The 16,444-nt window shown below is 41.3% G+C and carries 16 protein-coding genes and 1 tRNA gene; 10 read left to right on the top strand and 7 right to left on the bottom strand.

Annotated features, from left to right (window positions below; translation table 11 throughout):
* Positions 1-498 precede the first annotated feature (498 nt).
* Complete coding sequence (locus tag BIY37_RS13525) at positions 499-648, bottom strand: hypothetical protein (protein WP_179129367.1); 150 nt, start codon at positions 646-648, stop codon at positions 499-501.
* A gap of 801 nt (positions 649-1,449) precedes the next feature.
* Here BIY37_RS13525 and BIY37_RS10315 point away from each other — a divergent pair.
* The 8 genes from BIY37_RS10315 to yvcK all read left to right on the top strand — a co-directional run bounded on the left by BIY37_RS10315 (position 1,450) and on the right by yvcK (position 10,385).
* Positions 1,450-2,406: a peptidylprolyl isomerase gene (locus tag BIY37_RS10315; RefSeq protein ID WP_179129366.1), complete on the top strand. Its 957-nt coding sequence runs from the start codon at positions 1,450-1,452 to the stop codon at positions 2,404-2,406.
* Between the two features lie 96 nt (positions 2,407-2,502).
* Entirely contained in the window at positions 2,503-3,699 is a 1,197-nt protein-coding gene (locus BIY37_RS10310) for an aminotransferase class I/II-fold pyridoxal phosphate-dependent enzyme (protein ID WP_070067759.1), read from the top strand.
* A gap of 4 nt (positions 3,700-3,703) precedes the next feature.
* Positions 3,704-5,044 (top strand): electron transport complex subunit RsxC, encoded by a 1,341-nt coding sequence (gene rsxC / locus BIY37_RS10305; RefSeq protein ID WP_201789429.1) that lies wholly within the window; start codon positions 3,704-3,706, stop codon positions 5,042-5,044.
* 167 nt (positions 5,045-5,211) lie between these two features.
* Positions 5,212-6,207, top strand: coding sequence for an RnfABCDGE type electron transport complex subunit D (locus tag BIY37_RS10300; RefSeq protein WP_070067758.1), 996 nt, complete (start codon positions 5,212-5,214; stop codon positions 6,205-6,207).
* 1 nt (position 6,208) lies between these two features.
* Positions 6,209-6,937: an RnfABCDGE type electron transport complex subunit G gene (locus BIY37_RS10295; protein ID WP_070067757.1), complete on the top strand. Its 729-nt coding sequence runs from the start codon at positions 6,209-6,211 to the stop codon at positions 6,935-6,937.
* A gap of 29 nt (positions 6,938-6,966) precedes the next feature.
* Entirely contained in the window at positions 6,967-7,494 is a 528-nt protein-coding gene (gene scpB, locus BIY37_RS10290) for an SMC-Scp complex subunit ScpB (protein ID WP_070067756.1), read from the top strand.
* 310 nt (positions 7,495-7,804) lie between these two features.
* Positions 7,805-8,488, top strand: a complete 684-nt coding sequence (locus BIY37_RS10285; protein ID WP_070067755.1) for an endonuclease V — start codon at positions 7,805-7,807, stop codon at positions 8,486-8,488.
* A 199-nt stretch (positions 8,489-8,687) separates the two neighbouring features.
* A complete protein-coding gene (yvcK, locus tag BIY37_RS10280) occupies positions 8,688-10,385 on the top strand; it encodes a YvcK family protein (RefSeq protein WP_080325016.1) in 1,698 nt (565 codons plus the stop codon).
* Between the two features lie 137 nt (positions 10,386-10,522).
* On the opposite strand, the gene BIY37_RS10275 is transcribed toward yvcK, so the two are convergent.
* Positions 10,523-10,596, bottom strand: a tRNA-Ala gene (locus BIY37_RS10275).
* Positions 10,597-11,033: 437 nt separating this feature from the next.
* Here BIY37_RS10275 and BIY37_RS10270 point away from each other — a divergent pair.
* Both BIY37_RS10270 and BIY37_RS14405 read left to right on the top strand, forming a co-directional pair.
* Positions 11,034-11,795 carry a M50 family metallopeptidase gene (locus BIY37_RS10270; protein ID WP_070067754.1) on the top strand — a complete coding sequence of 254 codons (762 nt, stop codon included), beginning with the start codon at positions 11,034-11,036 and terminating at the stop codon, positions 11,793-11,795.
* Positions 11,770-12,354, top strand: coding sequence for a methylated-DNA--[protein]-cysteine S-methyltransferase (locus BIY37_RS14405; RefSeq protein ID WP_420886194.1), 585 nt, complete (start codon positions 11,770-11,772; stop codon positions 12,352-12,354). Before BIY37_RS10270 ends, BIY37_RS14405 begins: the two co-directional genes overlap by 26 nt.
* 234 nt (positions 12,355-12,588) lie before the next feature.
* Here the strand turns inward: BIY37_RS14405 and BIY37_RS10260 are convergent, their stop codons facing one another.
* The 5 genes from BIY37_RS10260 to BIY37_RS10240 all read right to left on the bottom strand — a co-directional run bounded on the left by BIY37_RS10260 (position 12,589) and on the right by BIY37_RS10240 (position 16,366).
* Positions 12,589-13,125 (bottom strand): O-acetyl-ADP-ribose deacetylase, encoded by a 537-nt coding sequence (locus BIY37_RS10260; protein ID WP_070067753.1) that lies wholly within the window; start codon positions 13,123-13,125, stop codon positions 12,589-12,591.
* Positions 13,126-13,455: 330 nt separating this feature from the next.
* Positions 13,456-14,838, bottom strand: a complete 1,383-nt coding sequence (locus tag BIY37_RS10255; protein ID WP_070067803.1) for an ammonium transporter — start codon at positions 14,836-14,838, stop codon at positions 13,456-13,458.
* Positions 14,839-14,854: 16 nt separating this feature from the next.
* Positions 14,855-15,106, bottom strand: a complete 252-nt coding sequence (locus BIY37_RS10250; RefSeq protein WP_070067752.1) for a hypothetical protein — start codon at positions 15,104-15,106, stop codon at positions 14,855-14,857.
* A gap of 721 nt (positions 15,107-15,827) precedes the next feature.
* The gene (locus BIY37_RS14400) at positions 15,828-15,995 is read right to left on the bottom strand and encodes an SUMF1/EgtB/PvdO family nonheme iron enzyme (RefSeq protein WP_420886193.1); all 168 of its coding nucleotides are present in this window, start codon (positions 15,993-15,995) and stop codon (positions 15,828-15,830) included.
* Positions 15,996-16,177: 182 nt separating this feature from the next.
* Positions 16,178-16,366 carry a hypothetical protein gene (locus BIY37_RS10240; RefSeq protein WP_070067751.1) on the bottom strand — a complete coding sequence of 63 codons (189 nt, stop codon included), beginning with the start codon at positions 16,364-16,366 and terminating at the stop codon, positions 16,178-16,180.
* Positions 16,367-16,444 lie beyond the last annotated feature (78 nt).

Raw genomic sequence — 16,444 nt, 5'->3', positions numbered from 1 at the left:
AATATTTTGACAATCTTTTTCACCCCATAAGGTAAGTCCGTCGTTCTCGGTTGGCATCGCACTTAGCAAGCGAGAATGCCTGCCCTACCGATAAGGAGACTTGTTCGGGGCAGCGCCACGTTACGTTTAATCTAAAACATTAACACCCCAATTTTAGCTGTGATACAACGAAAAAGCAATTCCATATCCGAATCTTGCTGATAACGAAAGAGAACACTTTATCAGAATATTTAGTGTCTGCATTACCATGAAGTTCTCCGTCTTTTTTAACCAACTTGTGCCCCGCTCCTACCGCCACCTCGTTGATCTTGTTGACGGTCTCCTCATCTAATAAACTTACGTTATCCTTGATGCTCTACATTGAAAATCTCTTGCCCTCTCCAAATGTCGTCTCTGCCCACGACACTGCCGGATAAGTCTATGGTGACTTGCAAAGTCTTCCAGCAAATCGTAATTGGCGTCTAACCCCGACCTCATTGCCGACAAAACCAATGTTTGTCACAAGTCCATCCCATATCTCCCCGTCTTTTTCTTTCCCACCTGCACTTTCGCCTCCAATATCCAGAATATCTCCTCATTCAACTCTGCTGTAACATAGATATGGAGTAATGCATTCAATATCGGTGGTAGCTCATCACGGACTGCCATGGATACCTTTACTTCCGATATTAGTATTACCCTAGCTTGCGTTGTTGTTCAAATCGCCACTCACATCCTATCCAATGTCCTTTGCCTGCTTTATTATTTGCCCTTCTTACCAGCTCGCTACTAGCAAAACTCTTTGTTTCTGCCAATAATTTATTTCGCCCACTTGAAATATCCAATATCTTTCTCCGATTCTTTTTACCTTCTTCATATTGTATTTTCTGCTTTCGGCTGGTTTCCGTACAAACACAACATATTTTATCTCACGCCGATTGCATAGAAATATACGAATTTTTTAAAGACTAAATTGTTACTCTTTGCGTTTAACTTTACCAAAAATAATCTTGACATTATTAGACAAAATTATGAATAAAAATAACCCTGACAGGGTTATCCGATGAATTTCATGATCAGATTTTGTTTTTCCGGATCATTTAATATAGAAGTTAGGATACGGGAATTTTAACAAAACGTTGTAATTCTGTCGAAGAAGATGGTCTCCTATAACATTCTTTTTCGTTATTTAGTGTCGGAACAAAAACACATACTTTTGTCATTTCGACCGAAGGGAAAAATCTTCAAACCCTACGATTTCAATGCTCAAAAGATTTCTTGCTCCGCACGAAATGACATTTTTGGTAGTTTTCGTTCAGACACTATTTAGATTTTTTTGCGTTCCTTGCGTCTCGACTGAGGACTATTACAAAAACATTGACACTATAATTTTCTCTGTGTTATAATCCAAAATCAAATTTTTACCTTTATCTATTTACAGGTATCTTTTTTCATGAAATGTTTATTCTTATGAAGATTTCTAAGACAAGTCCTTTTTTCCCCATAATATTTTCTGTTGTTTTCTTCTTTAGTCAGTCAATAGGTAATGCGGCAAAAAATACCACGAAATCTCCAAAAGGTGAGTCACAGGTTGTTACAGATACAAACATTGTGGCAGTGGTAAATGGCCAAAAGATTCCCAAGCAAGAACTTTATACCCTATTAATAGATACTTACGGAGAGGACGCACTAGATGTGCTTATTCGCAGAACACTGATTCTTCAGGCAGCGGAAAAAGAGGGAATCAAAATTACAAACACAGAAATAGAGCAGAAATTAGAAACCCTTATCAATAATGAAATTGAAGGATTATTGCGTACGTATCAGATAAAAGACAGAGCAGACCTCGAAAAAGAATTAGCCAAGGTTGGCAGCAGTCTTGAGAATGTAAAAAAGAAAATGTCCACGAGGATGAGAAAACAGGCGGAGGTAGAACTTCTTGCTGAACGGCTTATGGAAAAAACGATTACCGTTACAGACGAAGATTTGCAGAAGGCATACGATCTGCAATATGGCGAGAAGATTGAGGCCAGCCAGATCGTCTTCAGAACCCGCCGGGAGGCTGAAGATGCACTTAAAAAATTGCAGGCCGGAGCCGATTTTGCTACTCTTGCAAAAAATGAATCGGTTGACCGTATTTCTGCCGCCCGGGGAGGAAAGATGCAGCCTTTTAGTCCAAAGGATGGAATAGGTACAGATGTGGCGCATTTAAAGGTCGGCGAGATCAGTGATATTATAAAAACAGACTACGGTTATCATATCATAAAAATCACAGACAGAAAGCCGCCGAGTAATAACAGCTTCAAGTCTGTCAAGGGAGAATTAGCAAAGGCTGTCAGAAATCAAAAATACAAAGAGAGAGTAGGTCCGTGGCTGATGAGTCTTATTGAAAATGCGTCAATCGTAAAAAATTTAGGAAACGATTAATTTTTGAATATTTTGCCTTCTAGGGAATAACCTGAAAATCGAAAAGGCTCTTTAATAAATTGACACATTTGATTCCATAAGAATAGAAAAGAAACCATGCCTGAAGAGTTTGTTATTCGTGTTGCTGAAAGGGTAAAACAATTACCTCCGTACCTGTTTGGGCGATTAAACGCATTAAAGTATGAAAAACGACGGAATAATATAGATGTAATTGATCTGGGTATGGGGAATCCGAATGACCCGACACCCCAGCCGGTTATTCAGAAATTGTGTGAAGCAGTACAGGACCCAAGAAACCACAGATACACGGTTTCAGCTAACGGCATATTTAATCTCAGGCGAGAGGTTGCAAAATATTATGAAAAACAATTTGCGGTAACCCTTGATCCTGAGGAAGTGGTGTGTACCATTGGATCAAAGGAAGGGATATCTCACCTCTGTTTGGGGTTGCTGGAAACGGGTGATACCGTTGTTGTTCCCAATCCTGCTTTTCCCATTCACATCCATGCGGTAAATCTTGCCGGCGGTAATGTTGTAAGTGTACCACTCACAGACGATGAAATGTTTTTGTCAAATCTTATTAATATAACCAAAAATCTCAACCCTTTGCCTAAAATTATCATTTTAAATTTCCCGCATAATCCCACCGCCATTACTGTTGAACTAAGTTTCTTTGAAGAGATTGTACCGTTTGCCAGAAAGCATAATATTATTATTGTCCACGATTTTGCTTACTGTGGAATTGCATTTGACGGTTACAAACCGCCCAGCTTTTTGCAGGTGAAAGGCGCTAAAGATGTAGGCGTAGAGTTCAATACCATGTCTAAATCTTTTAACATGGCCGGCTGGAGACTCGGCTTTTGCGTTGGAAACAGGGAGATTGTAAGTACCCTGGCGAAGGTAAAGGGATACTACGATTACGGCATCTTCCAACCGGTGCAAATTGCCTCAATCATTGCACTCCGGGAATGTAATAAATATACCAAAGAACAGGCCCAAATTTATCAGAACAGAAGGGATGTACTTTGTGACGGACTGAACCGCATCGGTTGGAATGTCAAGAAACCAAAAGCATCGATGTTTGTATGGGCTCCCATTCCAGAAAAATGGAGGTCGATGGGTTCTGTGGATTTTGCGTATAAACTTATTAATGATGCCGAAGTAGCGGTTGCCCCCGGGGCAGCCTTCGGTGAGCATGGCGAAGGGTATCTGAGGTTGGCAATTGTAGAGAACGAGTTACGTCTCAAACAGGCCGTTCGTCAGATTGATCGTGCCTTGAGGGATAAACACTGAATCCATGATGACTCTTGTTAAATCACAATTAAAAACGTTTCTTGGCGGTATCCATCCGGCAGAGGACGGGAAGATCCTTACTCTTGGCAAGCAAATGACAGCCATCCCGCTCCCCAGGACGGTGTATCTGGTTATGAGCCAGCATATTGGCGCACCCGCCAAACCTGTGGTAAAAAAAGGAGATTTTGTTAAAAAAGGACAGATGATCGGCGATGCGCAAGGTTTTATTTCTGCTCATGTGCATGCATCTGTTTCAGGAAAAGTTGTGGATGTTGTTCCCTGGCCGCATCCTGTCACAGGGATAAAATGCCCTGCTGTCGTTATCGAAAATTCCGGGGAAGATGTATGGATGGAAGATATGAATGTGGCTGCGGATACCGACAATCTTTCTCCTGAAGAAATCAGACACAGCATCCAATCTGCTGGTATTGTGGGTCTGGGAGGCGCTACCTTTCCTACGCATGTGAAACTTACCCCGCCAAAAGATAGGAGCATTGACACGATGGTCTTGAACGGCGCAGAGTGTGAACCCTTTCTTACCTGTGATTACCGTCTTATGCTCGACAAACCCCATGAGATAATAGAGGGTTTAAAGCTGATAATGAGATGCATCGGGTGTAAGAAGGCGCATATTGGCATTGAGGAGAATAAAAGGGACGTTTATAACCTTTTCAAGGATACTGTAGCAAAGGACCCTAATATTAAAGTAGACCTTATGGAGGTAAAGTACCCACAGGGGGCAGAACATCAACTCATCAAGGCATTATTGAACCGTGAGTTTAAGCCGACACAATTGCCTTTAGAGGTAGGAGTGGTTGTGGTCAATGTGGGGACGGCTTTTGCTGTGTATGAAGCGGTAAAATTTAGCAGACCACTCATTGAAAGGATTGTCACCGTTACCGGTAATGGAGTTAAAGATCCGCAAAATTTTTTAGTGCGTGTGGGGACACCGGTCAGACAATTATTAGAAGCGGCAAAACTTACCCCGGACGTTAACAAGATTATCTTTGGCGGTCCCATGATGGGTATAGCACAGGGAAATATCGATACCGCTGTTACGATCAAAGGAACGGGCGGTATACTTGCGTTGCGTGAAACTCAACAATGGGAATCCCGAGCATGCATCCGATGCGGACGTTGTGTAGATAGCTGTCCTTATGGACTGAATCCCAGTGAGTTGAGCATTGTCTGCGAAGCAAAAGAGTTTGATCTGGCACTTGATAATAACGTTATGGAGTGCAAGGAATGTGGTTGCTGCAGTTATGTATGTCCGGCAAAAAGACCAATTGTGCATCTCATCAAATTTGCAAAAAGTGAGATTGCAAAACGCAAGGCTAAAGGATAACGCAGAATCTTTGCAGATATTTTTTCTGAGGAATACCGATATAAGTGCTGATCGGCATGCAGGTTCATTCCAGCGGTTTTAGTCTGTTGTGTAATTTTCCGAAAACTATTGTGATTTTTATATAAACATTTGTGTCAAATCAAACTGAAATTCGTCATAATTTAATCATGAGCGTTTCCCCTCATATCTATGATGGGGAAAATATTCCACGGATTATGTGGGCAGTGGTGTTTTCATTGCTTCCGGCCGGAATCGCGGGCACTTTTGCCTTCGGGTATTATTGCCTTTCCGTTATTTTTCTTTGCTGTTTAACGTCTGTTGTTACTGAAGCCGGCATTATGTTCTTCCGGAAACAACCGGTTATACCCACAATTAAAGATGGTAGCGCGGTTGTAACAGGGATTTTACTTGCATACACTTTACCACCAGGCGTTTCGTGGTATGTTTCTGTTATCGGGTCTTTCTTTGCTATTGCCATTGTAAAGCACTCCTTTGGGGGTTTGGGAAACAATATCTGGAATCCTGCTTTGGCTGCGCGAGCATTCTTGCAGGTAGCCTATCCTGCCGCAATCAACTCAGATTGGCGCATCATGCATCACGGTATTGGCAACCTCGTCCACAATATTACCAGAATTGATTCTGAAGGAAAGCTGATGGATGCAATAACGCAGGCGACACCGCTGACAAAGGAAGCGGGTGCAAAAATCTATACCCTTACCCAATTGTTCGTAGGAAACATTCCTGGTTGTATTGGTGAGACCTCGGTGATTGCTCTCTTACTAGGCGGTGCTTATTTAATCTACAAATGTTACATCAAGTGGTATGTCCCAGTTTACTATATTATAACTATGTTCGTTATGGTGCTCGTTTTACCCCAGCGGGAAGTAACTCCATGGGCGAATAACCCCTTTTATCATATTTTTTCCGGGGGTTTGTTTTTGGGTGCATTCTTTATGGCTACCGATATGGTTACCTCTCCTCTAACAAAGCGGGGGCTTATCATATTCGCAATTGGCGCTGGCATTCTTACAGCGCTGATCCGTTTCTATTCTGGCTATCCGGAAGGTGTCTGCTATTCCATATTGCTCATGAACACAGCAACGCCTCTCATTGACCGGTATACAAAACCAAGGCTGTACGGAACCAGGAGAAAAAAAGGTTAATATGCAAAAAAAGGTGCAGTATACCATTACCCTGATGACCGTTTGCCTTTTGGCTTCCTTAGGCGTATCCTCAATTTTCTTACTTACGAAAGATACAATCAGGAAAAAGGAACTGGCTGTGCGTACCGAGGCACTGTATATGGTATTGCCTGGTCTGAAAGACGCCCCCGATGAAGTGACACCATCAGAAACATCTGATCTGGACCGCGTTTATAAAGGACTCAACAAGTCAGGGCAACTTATTGGTTATGCCGCATGTGGAGAAGCTCAGGGATATTCAAGTAAAATTAGAGTCATGGTTGGAATGGAACCTAATCTCGGAAAAATTATTGGCATTACTATTCTTGCTCAGAATGAGACCCCCGGACTTGGCACAAAAATGACGGAGGTTGAAAGCACAACCACCTTATGGAGTATAATCTTTGGTAAAGAACCGAAGGCAGTCGATTGGGATAGCGAAGAAGGATGGCAATTGCCAACATTCAGACAGCCTGAAAGAATAAAAAAATTCGGGTTATTGAAAGAAGAGAAAAAAGCGCAACCCTGGTTTCAACAGCAATTTAAACAGAAAGCCTGCAATCAACTGATTGTAACGAAGGTAGGGGATAATGAAAAAATTACGGCTATTACCGGAGCTACCATATCAACAAGAGCAGTGGTTAACGCTGTACAAAATGCGATAGACAAAATAAAAGGCATGGTTCACCCCCCTGCTTGGGAGATAAAATAGGCTTTAAAGAGCAAAGATATTTGCAGTCTATGAAAAGCATTGAAGAAATTAAACCCATTGTTGAATCCTTAATATTTGCTGCAGAAGAGCCCATTTCTCTTCGTAAACTCACAGACATTATTGAAGACGCCAATAGCGATCTGATTCAGGAAGCTGTTGCACAGTTAAAAAACGATTACAATGTGCATGGCAGTTCATTCCAGATTGAAGAAATTGCCGGTGGTTATCAATTTTTTACAAAACCTGAATACTATGAATGGATAGCAAAATTACGGAAAAAATCGGGAGAAACAAAACTCTCACAGGCTGCCCTGGAAACTCTTGCAATAATCGCTTACAAGCAACCCATATTGCGTGCAAATTTAGAATCTATCCGCGGGGTTCAGTCTGGCCAGATCATCAGATTACTTATGGACAAAGATCTGGTTAAGGTTGTCGGAAGAGATGAATCGTTAGGACATCCTTTACTCTATGGCACGACAAAAAAATTTCTTGAATATTTTGGCTTAAAAGATATTAAAGACCTCCCGCAGGTTGAAGAATTGGAAGCGCCTTAACAAGGGAGAGAATAGAATATATAGGACAAGAATTTGGCTTGAGCGGTATACCCACGAGAACTTCATAGTCAATAAGTGATGAAACGTTCAGACAAACGATAGTAAACGTAAAAAGAACGATGTCATTACGAGCATATTCGCATTACTCAGTGTAAACTCTGCGGAACAATCCCAGCACTGGGGATTACTTCGGACCGTCGCCCTCATGTGACACGTGCACGTATGCTTATTTGTTACGTTTACTATATTACAACCTTAACAAAGGTCTCCCATTCACAAAATTAACATACCATTAACATGCACAAGAAAAATGGAATTCAACCAGTTGCATTCATGGCGTCTCGGTTACAAAAAGGCCATTAAGGTTCAGGAAGCTTTACGAGAACAGCTTATTCTGAAAAGAATTGCAGGGAAAATCTCTACAGTAGCGGGAGCAGATGTTTCTTATGATAAGCATTGTGATTTCTTTTTCGCTGGTGTCGTTGTCTATAAATTAGGTAAACGGTTAGTTAAGATTGAAGAGACTACGGCTTTTGGCAGGATGAGATTTCCGTATATTCCAGGCCTCCTCTCATTTCGCGAAGCCCCTATATTGCTGAAGGCATTTAAAAAACTAAAGACCGACCCTGACGTCATCCTTTTTGATGGACAAGGGATAGCTCATCCGCGTCATTTTGGCTTAGCGTCACACATGGGGCTCATTCTTGACAGACGGGCCATTGGGTGTGCAAAAAGCCGGCTGGTAGGAGAATTCCAATGTGTAAAAAATATTGCCGGTGCGTATTCTAAGCTTTTTTTCAAGGATAAGGTTGTCGGGGCTGCGCTAAGAACAAAAGTAAACACAAACCCCATTTTTATATCTCCCGGTCACAAAATAAATTTGACGTTAGCAATTCGTATCGCTCTGGCGACATGCGATGGGTATCGGATTCCAGAACCAGTAAGACAAGCCCATTTGTTGGTAAATAAAGCAAGAAAAGAACAATCGAAATAATACGGTATTATTTTTGCTTACTAAAATATCACATAACGTTGCAAAACCGCAATCTGCCCGCATTTAATAAAAGGAGCGGAGGGTGGCAAAAAGTTTCCCAAAAAAGAAGTTTTTATTATGAAATACGACAATGTGTTGTTATCTCACAGTAAATAGAAAATAGTTACTCAATACGAAGATATAAAAAAGGATATAGTAAATGAAAATAAAGGCAGTAGTCTTTGATCTGGATGACACATTATACGATTGTACCGGCTCGCTTATCGATGCATCACGGAGGCGTGCGGCCAGGGCAATGGTGGAGGCAGGGCTCCCGTGTTCCGAAGAAGAGGTTTATCAGCTTCAAAAGAACCTTACGGAAAAATACGGCCCGTATCATCTGGTATTTAACGAAATTGTGAATAAATATTATGCAGATAACAAATTGGTCAATATTGCATACAAGGCATACAATAGCAGTGAGGTCTCTGAGATACAACCTTTTCCATATACCATTTCTACCCTTAAAGAATTACGGGAAAGGGGCTATAGGCTTTTTCTGTTAACTGTAGGTGTTCATGAGCGTCAGGAAAAAAAGATACACATGCTGGGCTTAAAACCTTTTTTTGACGAAATTGTAATTAACGATCAGGAAATCGGACTTCTTATGGAAGATTGCATGTATGATCTTCTCAAAAGGCACAATATCAGCCCGGGAGAGGCTGTGATGGTAGGCGACAGACCACGGGATGAATTACGAATCGCCAAATCACTCGGTATGACCACCATCCAGATTCTGCATGGGAGATTTAAGAACGAGCCTGCTGTAAACGAGTGTGACAGGCCAGACTATAAGATCAAACGTATTTTTCAGATTCCTACCATTCTTCAACTCAATAACATGGGAAAGACGCCTGACAAGCTTAAGATTGTCGCTATCGGTGGTGGTACCGGCCTCCCCATCATGCTTGAGGGTTCAAAGACTTACAGCAAACACCTTACCGCTGTCGTAACTGTTACTGATTCGGGGAGAAGCTCAGGTGTCCTGAGAGAGGAGTTTGGAATACTACCACCAGGAGATGCAAGAAACTGCCTGGTAGCGCTTTCTGAAACAGAAGAACAGGAGCGAGAATTATATCAATTGTTTCAATACCGGTTTGATAGAGGATCGCTGGAAGGAATGAGCCTTGGAAATTTATTGATGACGGCATTAACGGACATAACAGGAAGTTTTGAGCAGGCCATTAAAAGGGCAAGTAAAATATTAAACATTCGGGGAAAGGTGCTTCCTTCAACACTCGCGAATACGCATATCTGTGCAGAACTGGAAGATGGAACCTATGTAGAAGAAGAATTTAACGTGCGTGCAGTAGGTAAGTCACCAATTAAAGACGTCTTCCTGAAAGACGACAACGCAGATTCTCCGCCGGAGGCCATAGAAGAAATTCATAAGGCTGACATTATTGTAATAGGGCCTGGCAGTCTTTATACGAGCATTATCACAAACTTACTGGTTCCAGACATCAGAAATGCCATTCGAAATAGCAAGGCGACCAAGATATATATTTGCAATATTGTCACTCAGCCAGGCCAAACCGATCTCTATAAAGTTTCACACCATGTTAACGCCATTATAAAATATCTTGGAGAAGGCGTGTTGGATTATATGATTGTAAATAACAATATTCCCCGCAAAGACATCCTGGATAAATACCAGAAAGAAGGAGCCGAGGTAGTTTTAATGGATGAAGATGTTTATAATTTAAACATTAACGTTAAAAAAGCTGACTTGGTTGAGGACCTTAGCCAGAAACGCATCTTGTGGGAAAAACAAGATTTACTCCGACACGATCCTGATAAGCTCTCTGATTCAATTTGCAGGGTTTATGCCAATTTACCATCGTTAACGGTAAATTAAAAAAGTGAGACTTGGGATTGATTACAGCTATACCGCGGTAAGAATATAATCAGACAGGCACACAAAACTTTCTTACCCCGATAATTTCAGAGGGTATGAAACTGTTGGTATACTCGAAACAGTGCTTTATTAAAAAATGGAGACGAGGGGAATCGAACCCCCGACCTTCTCGTTGCGAACGAGACGCTCTCCCGGACTGAGCTACGTCCCCATAGAATCTGAGCATCGCTTGTCATGGAGTTCACCGTGGTAACCGCGAATTATCTGAGAACAATGAGCCAATCTGTTCCCATTTCACCCTTTGCATCCGTGAACCAAAGCCGTATTATATATTTCATGTTCCAAATTGCAAAGCAATTCTTCATATTTTATCGTTTACAATAGTATCTTGTTACCAATTTACATTACGTCAAACAATTCTTTAGAATAGCCTTTTTAAAATGCTTTTCGAGTTGACATACCAAGGTGCATCTGCTAATCTAACCCTCACATATTCGGAAAAAGGTACACCATAGAGTATTACCTCATAAAAAATTTTTTACAACCCCCACATCCTATCCTCCCATCTTTGCAAAGGAGGAGAAAAAGGGGTGGTTCATCTTGTCCCTGTATGTATTGAGCAGGGATTGGTTGTGGCTGTGCTACGTTATGATATATTTTTCGTTAGCAATCGGTCTCATCATGGTCATTTTCCTTAGTTTTGCTACTTATGGATTATGGACAAAGTATGTTAATGCCAGGATGGTGAAGGGATTCCTCTTTCCCGGCACTATTGTACACGAGCTTAGTCACGCATTGCTATGTCTTATAACCGGCACAACTATTAAAGAACTGAATTTATTCACTTCCGATAGCATGGGAATTAAATATGATAAACCAAAAGTACCTTTTCTCTTTGACTTTATCATTGCAGCTGCACCCATTTTTGGGTGTGCCTTTTTCATCTATTTTTTATCAAAGATACTCTCTAACCCTATTCCTCTCGACACCACATTCTCTCAGGAAATACACTTTACGTTCAAGGGATTTTTCGATCTCATACGACAATTACTTGATACCGTGTGGACCACCCTTAATTCTTTCAGGAACAAACTTCATATAGAAGACATACGCCACATCTTTTACATATTGGTAATTATTATTTTTACTGTTTCAATGTCGCCTCATAAACAAGACATTAAACATCTTGTTCTCGGATTTACTATCATTTCGCTGATTCTCTTTTTCCTTGAGAAGGCTGATATATCTTTATTAAAATTCAGGGGATGGAATATTTTTATAAAAGAATTGTGGGCAATCATTACCCTCGCAATCTCAGCACTAGCTACCTTGCTTTTTATTACTTTAACGATCATAGGTTTTGTTAAAGGTTTCAGGTTGACGTTTGGACACAAAACCACCGATAAATAATCCGGAAACAATTTCTTATAGCAACTTCCTTACATCTTTCGGCCGGGTATACATCGCAAAAAGCACGAAAGGAATTTGCCAAATTTTATTTCCCTGCAATACAAAAGAAACATTTCAACATCCTTTTTCCTGTTTGAATCTTACAAAGATAGGAAGACATTACTCATCGGTAAAAATTCAGAGAAATGATTCACTTCTAAAATCTGAAGTGGAGCTTTTGAAAGAATATTTTAACGGTAAACAAGTGTACTTCAACTTCGCGTTAGATCTACGGCTAGGTACCGAGTTCCAAAGAAAAGTATGGAGAAAATTACAAGAAATCCCTTACGGAGAGTATCGGTCATATAAGTGGGTTGCGGAACAGATCGGGCATCCTCTGGCTGCAAGGGCCGTGGGAATGGCAAATAATAAAAACCCTTTGCCACCTGTTATCCCCTGTCACAGGGTCATCGGTTCCAATGGTTCTTTGACCGGATATGCCTTTGGAATTTCTATAAAAAAACGGTTGTTAGAAATGGAATGCTATACCGCTCACGGTCGTCATTTTAGTCAGAACTGACGCACAAACTTCGCACTTCGGATTTTTTCCTTTCCGACTCGTTCGGGTTAGGATATGAGAGTCCATTTTCCGGTGCTGTGTTACGCAATCCTTAGGCAGTACAAAATTTTCACATAGCCTACTTTCTTTGCTAAAAGCGTAACACTCAGCCGGTCAAAATCAATCATTTTCATGAGTTCATTGCTCATTGTCCGGAAAACATCCCGGATATCCAGTTTTGAAAAACACGGTATTCTATATTATAAGTCCTTTTAAGGCTTTTTCGTAAATTTGAAATGCCTTTAAATTAAAGAGAACAAAACGCACTACCTGGATATCCACATGGATTCTTAAATAGGCTATCACGGTTTTTAAAGCTATTACCGCAGCTTCGTTCATGGGAAAACCATATGCGCCCGTGCTGATAGACGGAAACGCCAGACTTCTGATTTTATATTGAGATGCAAGGACTAGGCTATTTTTGTACGCATTTGCCAGTAATTCCGGTTCGTTTCTCTTGCCATCATAATAAATCGGCCCAACGGTATGGATAACGTACTTTGCCTTCAAGTTCCCACCTGTGGTTATTCGCGCCTCCCCCGTTGGACATCCTCCTATTTTTTTACAGCTTTCCAGTATTGCATGTCCCCCTACCCTGTGGATTGCACCGTCTACACCACCGCCACCCAAAAGACTTGAGTTCGCAGCGTTGACGATAGCATCCGTTTCCTGTTCAGTAATATCACCCTCAAAGAGTTCTAAGAAAGATTTTTTTATGGTAATTTTTATCATACCCGTTTCCGGATGTGCTCTTCGAAAATATTTAACCCTAGAATTATCCCTTACTTTTCATACCTCAAATGAGATATTTCCCAAAGCAGCAACGCCGCAACTAATCCCTGATCAATACATACAGAAGTAAGATCAACACCCCTTTTGTCCCACTTGTTAGTGGGGGGATTTGGTTGCGGTTTTGCTGTGTTATGATGTAATACTAAAATAACCCCCTAGCATAACGTTTCATAAAACCTGTACACAAGCAAACGTCATTACGAGGAGTGGAGCGACAGTGAAGCAATCTGTTGCTTACAAAAAACTTAAGAGTACTTCACTATTTTTCTCTTATGAAGGATAACATTTGGTGCCATGGATATTAATATCCAGACCGTCAATTTCCTCTGTTTTGGAGACTCTTATGCCAATGGTATGTTTCAATCCGAAGAAAATGGCAAAGCCAAGTCCACCTGCCCACACAATGACAGCGAGAAAAGCAATAAGCTGAGCAAAGAATTGTTGCCCGGAACCCGTAATTAATCCATTTACATTACCATATGAACCATCAGCAAATATGCCGACTGCGAGAAGTCCCCATAGACCGTTAGCCCCATGGACAGATACTGCTCCAAGCGGATCATCTACCCTGAATTTGTGTTCAATCAGCCACGTGGACCAGCACATCAACAAACCCCCAGCAATTCCAATAATGACGGCAGCCCAGGGTGCAACATATGCACATGGCCCTGAAATCGCCACAAAACCAGCCAGAGAACCGTTACATGCCTCGGCTACATTGACCTTTTTTGTCTTTATGTAGTAATATAGGATGACAATAACAGCACCAGCGACACCAGAAAGAAAGGTATTGGCTGCAATAATTGAAGACCTCAAGTCCGATATCGCAAGCGTACTTCCGGCATCATAAGCAAGCCATCCAAAGGCAAGGATAATTGTCCCAAGAATTACATAAGCAATATTGTGACCTGGTAAGGCATTCGCGGAACCATCCGGGTTAAATCTGCCGATTCTTGGACCTAATGCCCACGCACCCATAAAGGCACATATTCCACCGGCTGCATGTACAACACCGGAACCGGCAAAATCCTTGGCGCCGACACCAAACGGTAACTTTGCCAGCCAACCCTCACCCCATACCCAATGACCATAGAAAGAATAAACAAGGGTATACACGAGAAAACACGCCAGTAAATAAGCGGAGAATTTCATCCTTTCTGCTATAGCACCGGCTATAATACTACCAATAAATGTCGCAACAACAGCCATGAAGACAAAGAGTAAAACGGTTTTTACATCGTAAGTCTCTCCGAGAAGCATAAAACCGCTGTAGCCAATGAAGGAATTGCCCTTGTCAAGCCCGGATCCAAGTTCAGAACCCCCGAACATCAAAGCAAAACCAAAGAGCCAAAAAATAAGGGTGCCTGCCGTCGTTGCCATAAAGCAATGCGTCATGTAGCTGAGCATATTTTTGGAATTAACAAGTCCACCCAACAATACAAATCCTGCCTGCATAAACAGGATAAGGAAGGCTGCCATGAGCACCCAAACAAAATTTCCTGCGACATTTAATCCTTCAAGACTTAGAGAAAATGTCAATGCACCGTTGGAATCGCCTGCATGTGAATTACGCATACAAAAGAAAACCAGTGGGAGGCCATATAATATGAGCCATCCGAGAGATTTTAATTTCATCCATGATATGTTACGCATGAGTATTTCCTTTCTTTTATGGTTGAATATATTTGTTAACATTATTATCACTCTTTTGTAATTTTGAATAAGTAAAATCTTCATCTTCAATTATCTTCTCACAAACCTCAACGATCTCATCACCCTCTATTTTCTCTCCGGTAAATAATTTAACGCCCATTCCCTCTGCAATAGCACGTTTTCCCATTTCACCGGTGTGTAGCAAATAATCGATTCTACTGCAATACACACATTTTACCATCTCCATTTGCGCCCGTTTATACATCATCAATAATTATGCAAACTACCCGATCCCCATCTGTATCCTGAACAACGATCTCAAGTTTTAACTTTTTATGCAAGTCTATCTGAGCATTGCCTGCCGCATCGCATTTGTACTATTCCCAATCCCCTTCCTCATTCCCTTTCCCCCCTTACCACCTTTCCATTTTTTTCTTTTTCCAGCAATGCCACACTTATTGCTGAAAAACATTTAGACCGAATATCTGTCTCTATTTTTTTATGACCGTTTCCTCCATAAAATTTTTTACTAGTAAAACAAACTAATCTTATAATGTCTCAGTAAAACGTGCAGCAATAATTATTCCAATAGCCTTTTATCATCATAACTAATTATGTGATTGCGTGTTACCAACTTCGTTGTTGTCCATTTACAATTCTAAAAAATGGCTGGAATCAACCTTTTTGCTTCATTTTAAACGAGATAGTTGCTCGATGATAAGAAAAAAGAGATGTTCGTGATAGAAGATGATGAGTATGCCCTTGATAGGATCGGAATCCTTTTAGCAGATGTTCACTCCTGGGTAAAAAATAAATAGGATGTGAAGGTCTTGGATTTATTAATTATTACGGCGAGCGGGAAGTTTTTTTCTTGTGACTATCCGTATCTACCAATATGGCAATGCCTCCAATAATTACTCAGCTAACCCGACTTTCGCAATTCGAGGGGTGTGCCTGGAAAAACAAGGGGTCATGCAAAAAGGTCGGCACTACAAGGCTTTCTGAAAATCCACCCCTTGAATATCAAGACTTTCACAATGATTCTTGCCCAAAAATGACCTTTTTTTGCCACAAATTGCGAAAGTCAGGCCGAGACTACTCTTATAATACTCTTTGTCATACCAATCCCAGCACCACTCCCATACATTACCGGTCATATCCTACAGGCCAGACACATTGGGATCAAACGAGCTGATCGGAGCAGTGCGCCATAGCCCTCTTTATACCCCGCCAACGTTCCCGTCCAGAAAAACACACGTTTTGCCAATAGGCTCTCCGTCTCCTCACGAGTATTTTTGTACCCATTTTCACCTCACAGCGCATTCCCACTCGATATCGGTTAGACAACGGTAATTCTCTTGGCGCTGAAGTCGGTGTTTACCGTGTCATCATTGATAGTATAAACGGGGCTAACCCCACCTTTTTGCTCCGACAGTTGCAATAGGCTTATCGCATCGTTCCAACTGACACACTCCAATGGTTTGTCCCTGTCGTTCGTTCTTGTTTTCCAAAACTCAGCGAAAAACATTTACAATACGTTAGCAATATATCACCTAAATCCTGCAAACAAGGCGAAGCCTTGTTGCAGGATTAGGCCAGAAATGGT

Origin of the sequence: Candidatus Brocadia sapporoensis (assembly GCF_001753675.2) — a bacterium.
GTDB lineage: Bacteria > Planctomycetota > Brocadiia > Brocadiales > Brocadiaceae > Brocadia > Brocadia sapporoensis.
This window is presented reverse-complemented; position numbering and strand designations above follow the sequence as displayed.

Coding starts and splice junctions, on each gene's coding strand:
- BIY37_RS10240 (WP_070067751.1), bottom strand. CDS start 16,366: ATGTTTTTCGCTGAGTTTTGGAAAACAAGAACGAACGACAGGGACAAA.
- BIY37_RS10300 (WP_070067758.1), top strand. CDS start 5,212: ATGAGCGTTTCCCCTCATATCTATGATGGGGAAAATATTCCACGGATT.
- BIY37_RS10270 (WP_070067754.1), top strand. CDS start 11,034: ATGATATATTTTTCGTTAGCAATCGGTCTCATCATGGTCATTTTCCTT.
- BIY37_RS10315 (WP_179129366.1), top strand. CDS start 1,450: ATGAAGATTTCTAAGACAAGTCCTTTTTTCCCCATAATATTTTCTGTT.
- scpB (WP_070067756.1), top strand. CDS start 6,967: ATGAAAAGCATTGAAGAAATTAAACCCATTGTTGAATCCTTAATATTT.
- BIY37_RS10295 (WP_070067757.1), top strand. CDS start 6,209: ATGCAAAAAAAGGTGCAGTATACCATTACCCTGATGACCGTTTGCCTT.
- BIY37_RS14400 (WP_420886193.1), bottom strand. CDS start 15,995: ATGACCGGTAATGTATGGGAGTGGTGCTGGGATTGGTATGACAAAGAG.
- BIY37_RS10285 (WP_070067755.1), top strand. CDS start 7,805: ATGGAATTCAACCAGTTGCATTCATGGCGTCTCGGTTACAAAAAGGCC.
- BIY37_RS10255 (WP_070067803.1), bottom strand. CDS start 14,838: ATGCGTAACATATCATGGATGAAATTAAAATCTCTCGGATGGCTCATA.
- BIY37_RS10310 (WP_070067759.1), top strand. CDS start 2,503: ATGCCTGAAGAGTTTGTTATTCGTGTTGCTGAAAGGGTAAAACAATTA.
- yvcK (WP_080325016.1), top strand. CDS start 8,688: ATGAAAATAAAGGCAGTAGTCTTTGATCTGGATGACACATTATACGAT.
- BIY37_RS10250 (WP_070067752.1), bottom strand. CDS start 15,106: ATGATGTATAAACGGGCGCAAATGGAGATGGTAAAATGTGTGTATTGC.
- BIY37_RS13525 (WP_179129367.1), bottom strand. CDS start 648: ATGGCAGTCCGTGATGAGCTACCACCGATATTGAATGCATTACTCCAT.
- rsxC (WP_201789429.1), top strand. CDS start 3,704: ATGATGACTCTTGTTAAATCACAATTAAAAACGTTTCTTGGCGGTATC.
- BIY37_RS10260 (WP_070067753.1), bottom strand. CDS start 13,125: ATGATAAAAATTACCATAAAAAAATCTTTCTTAGAACTCTTTGAGGGT.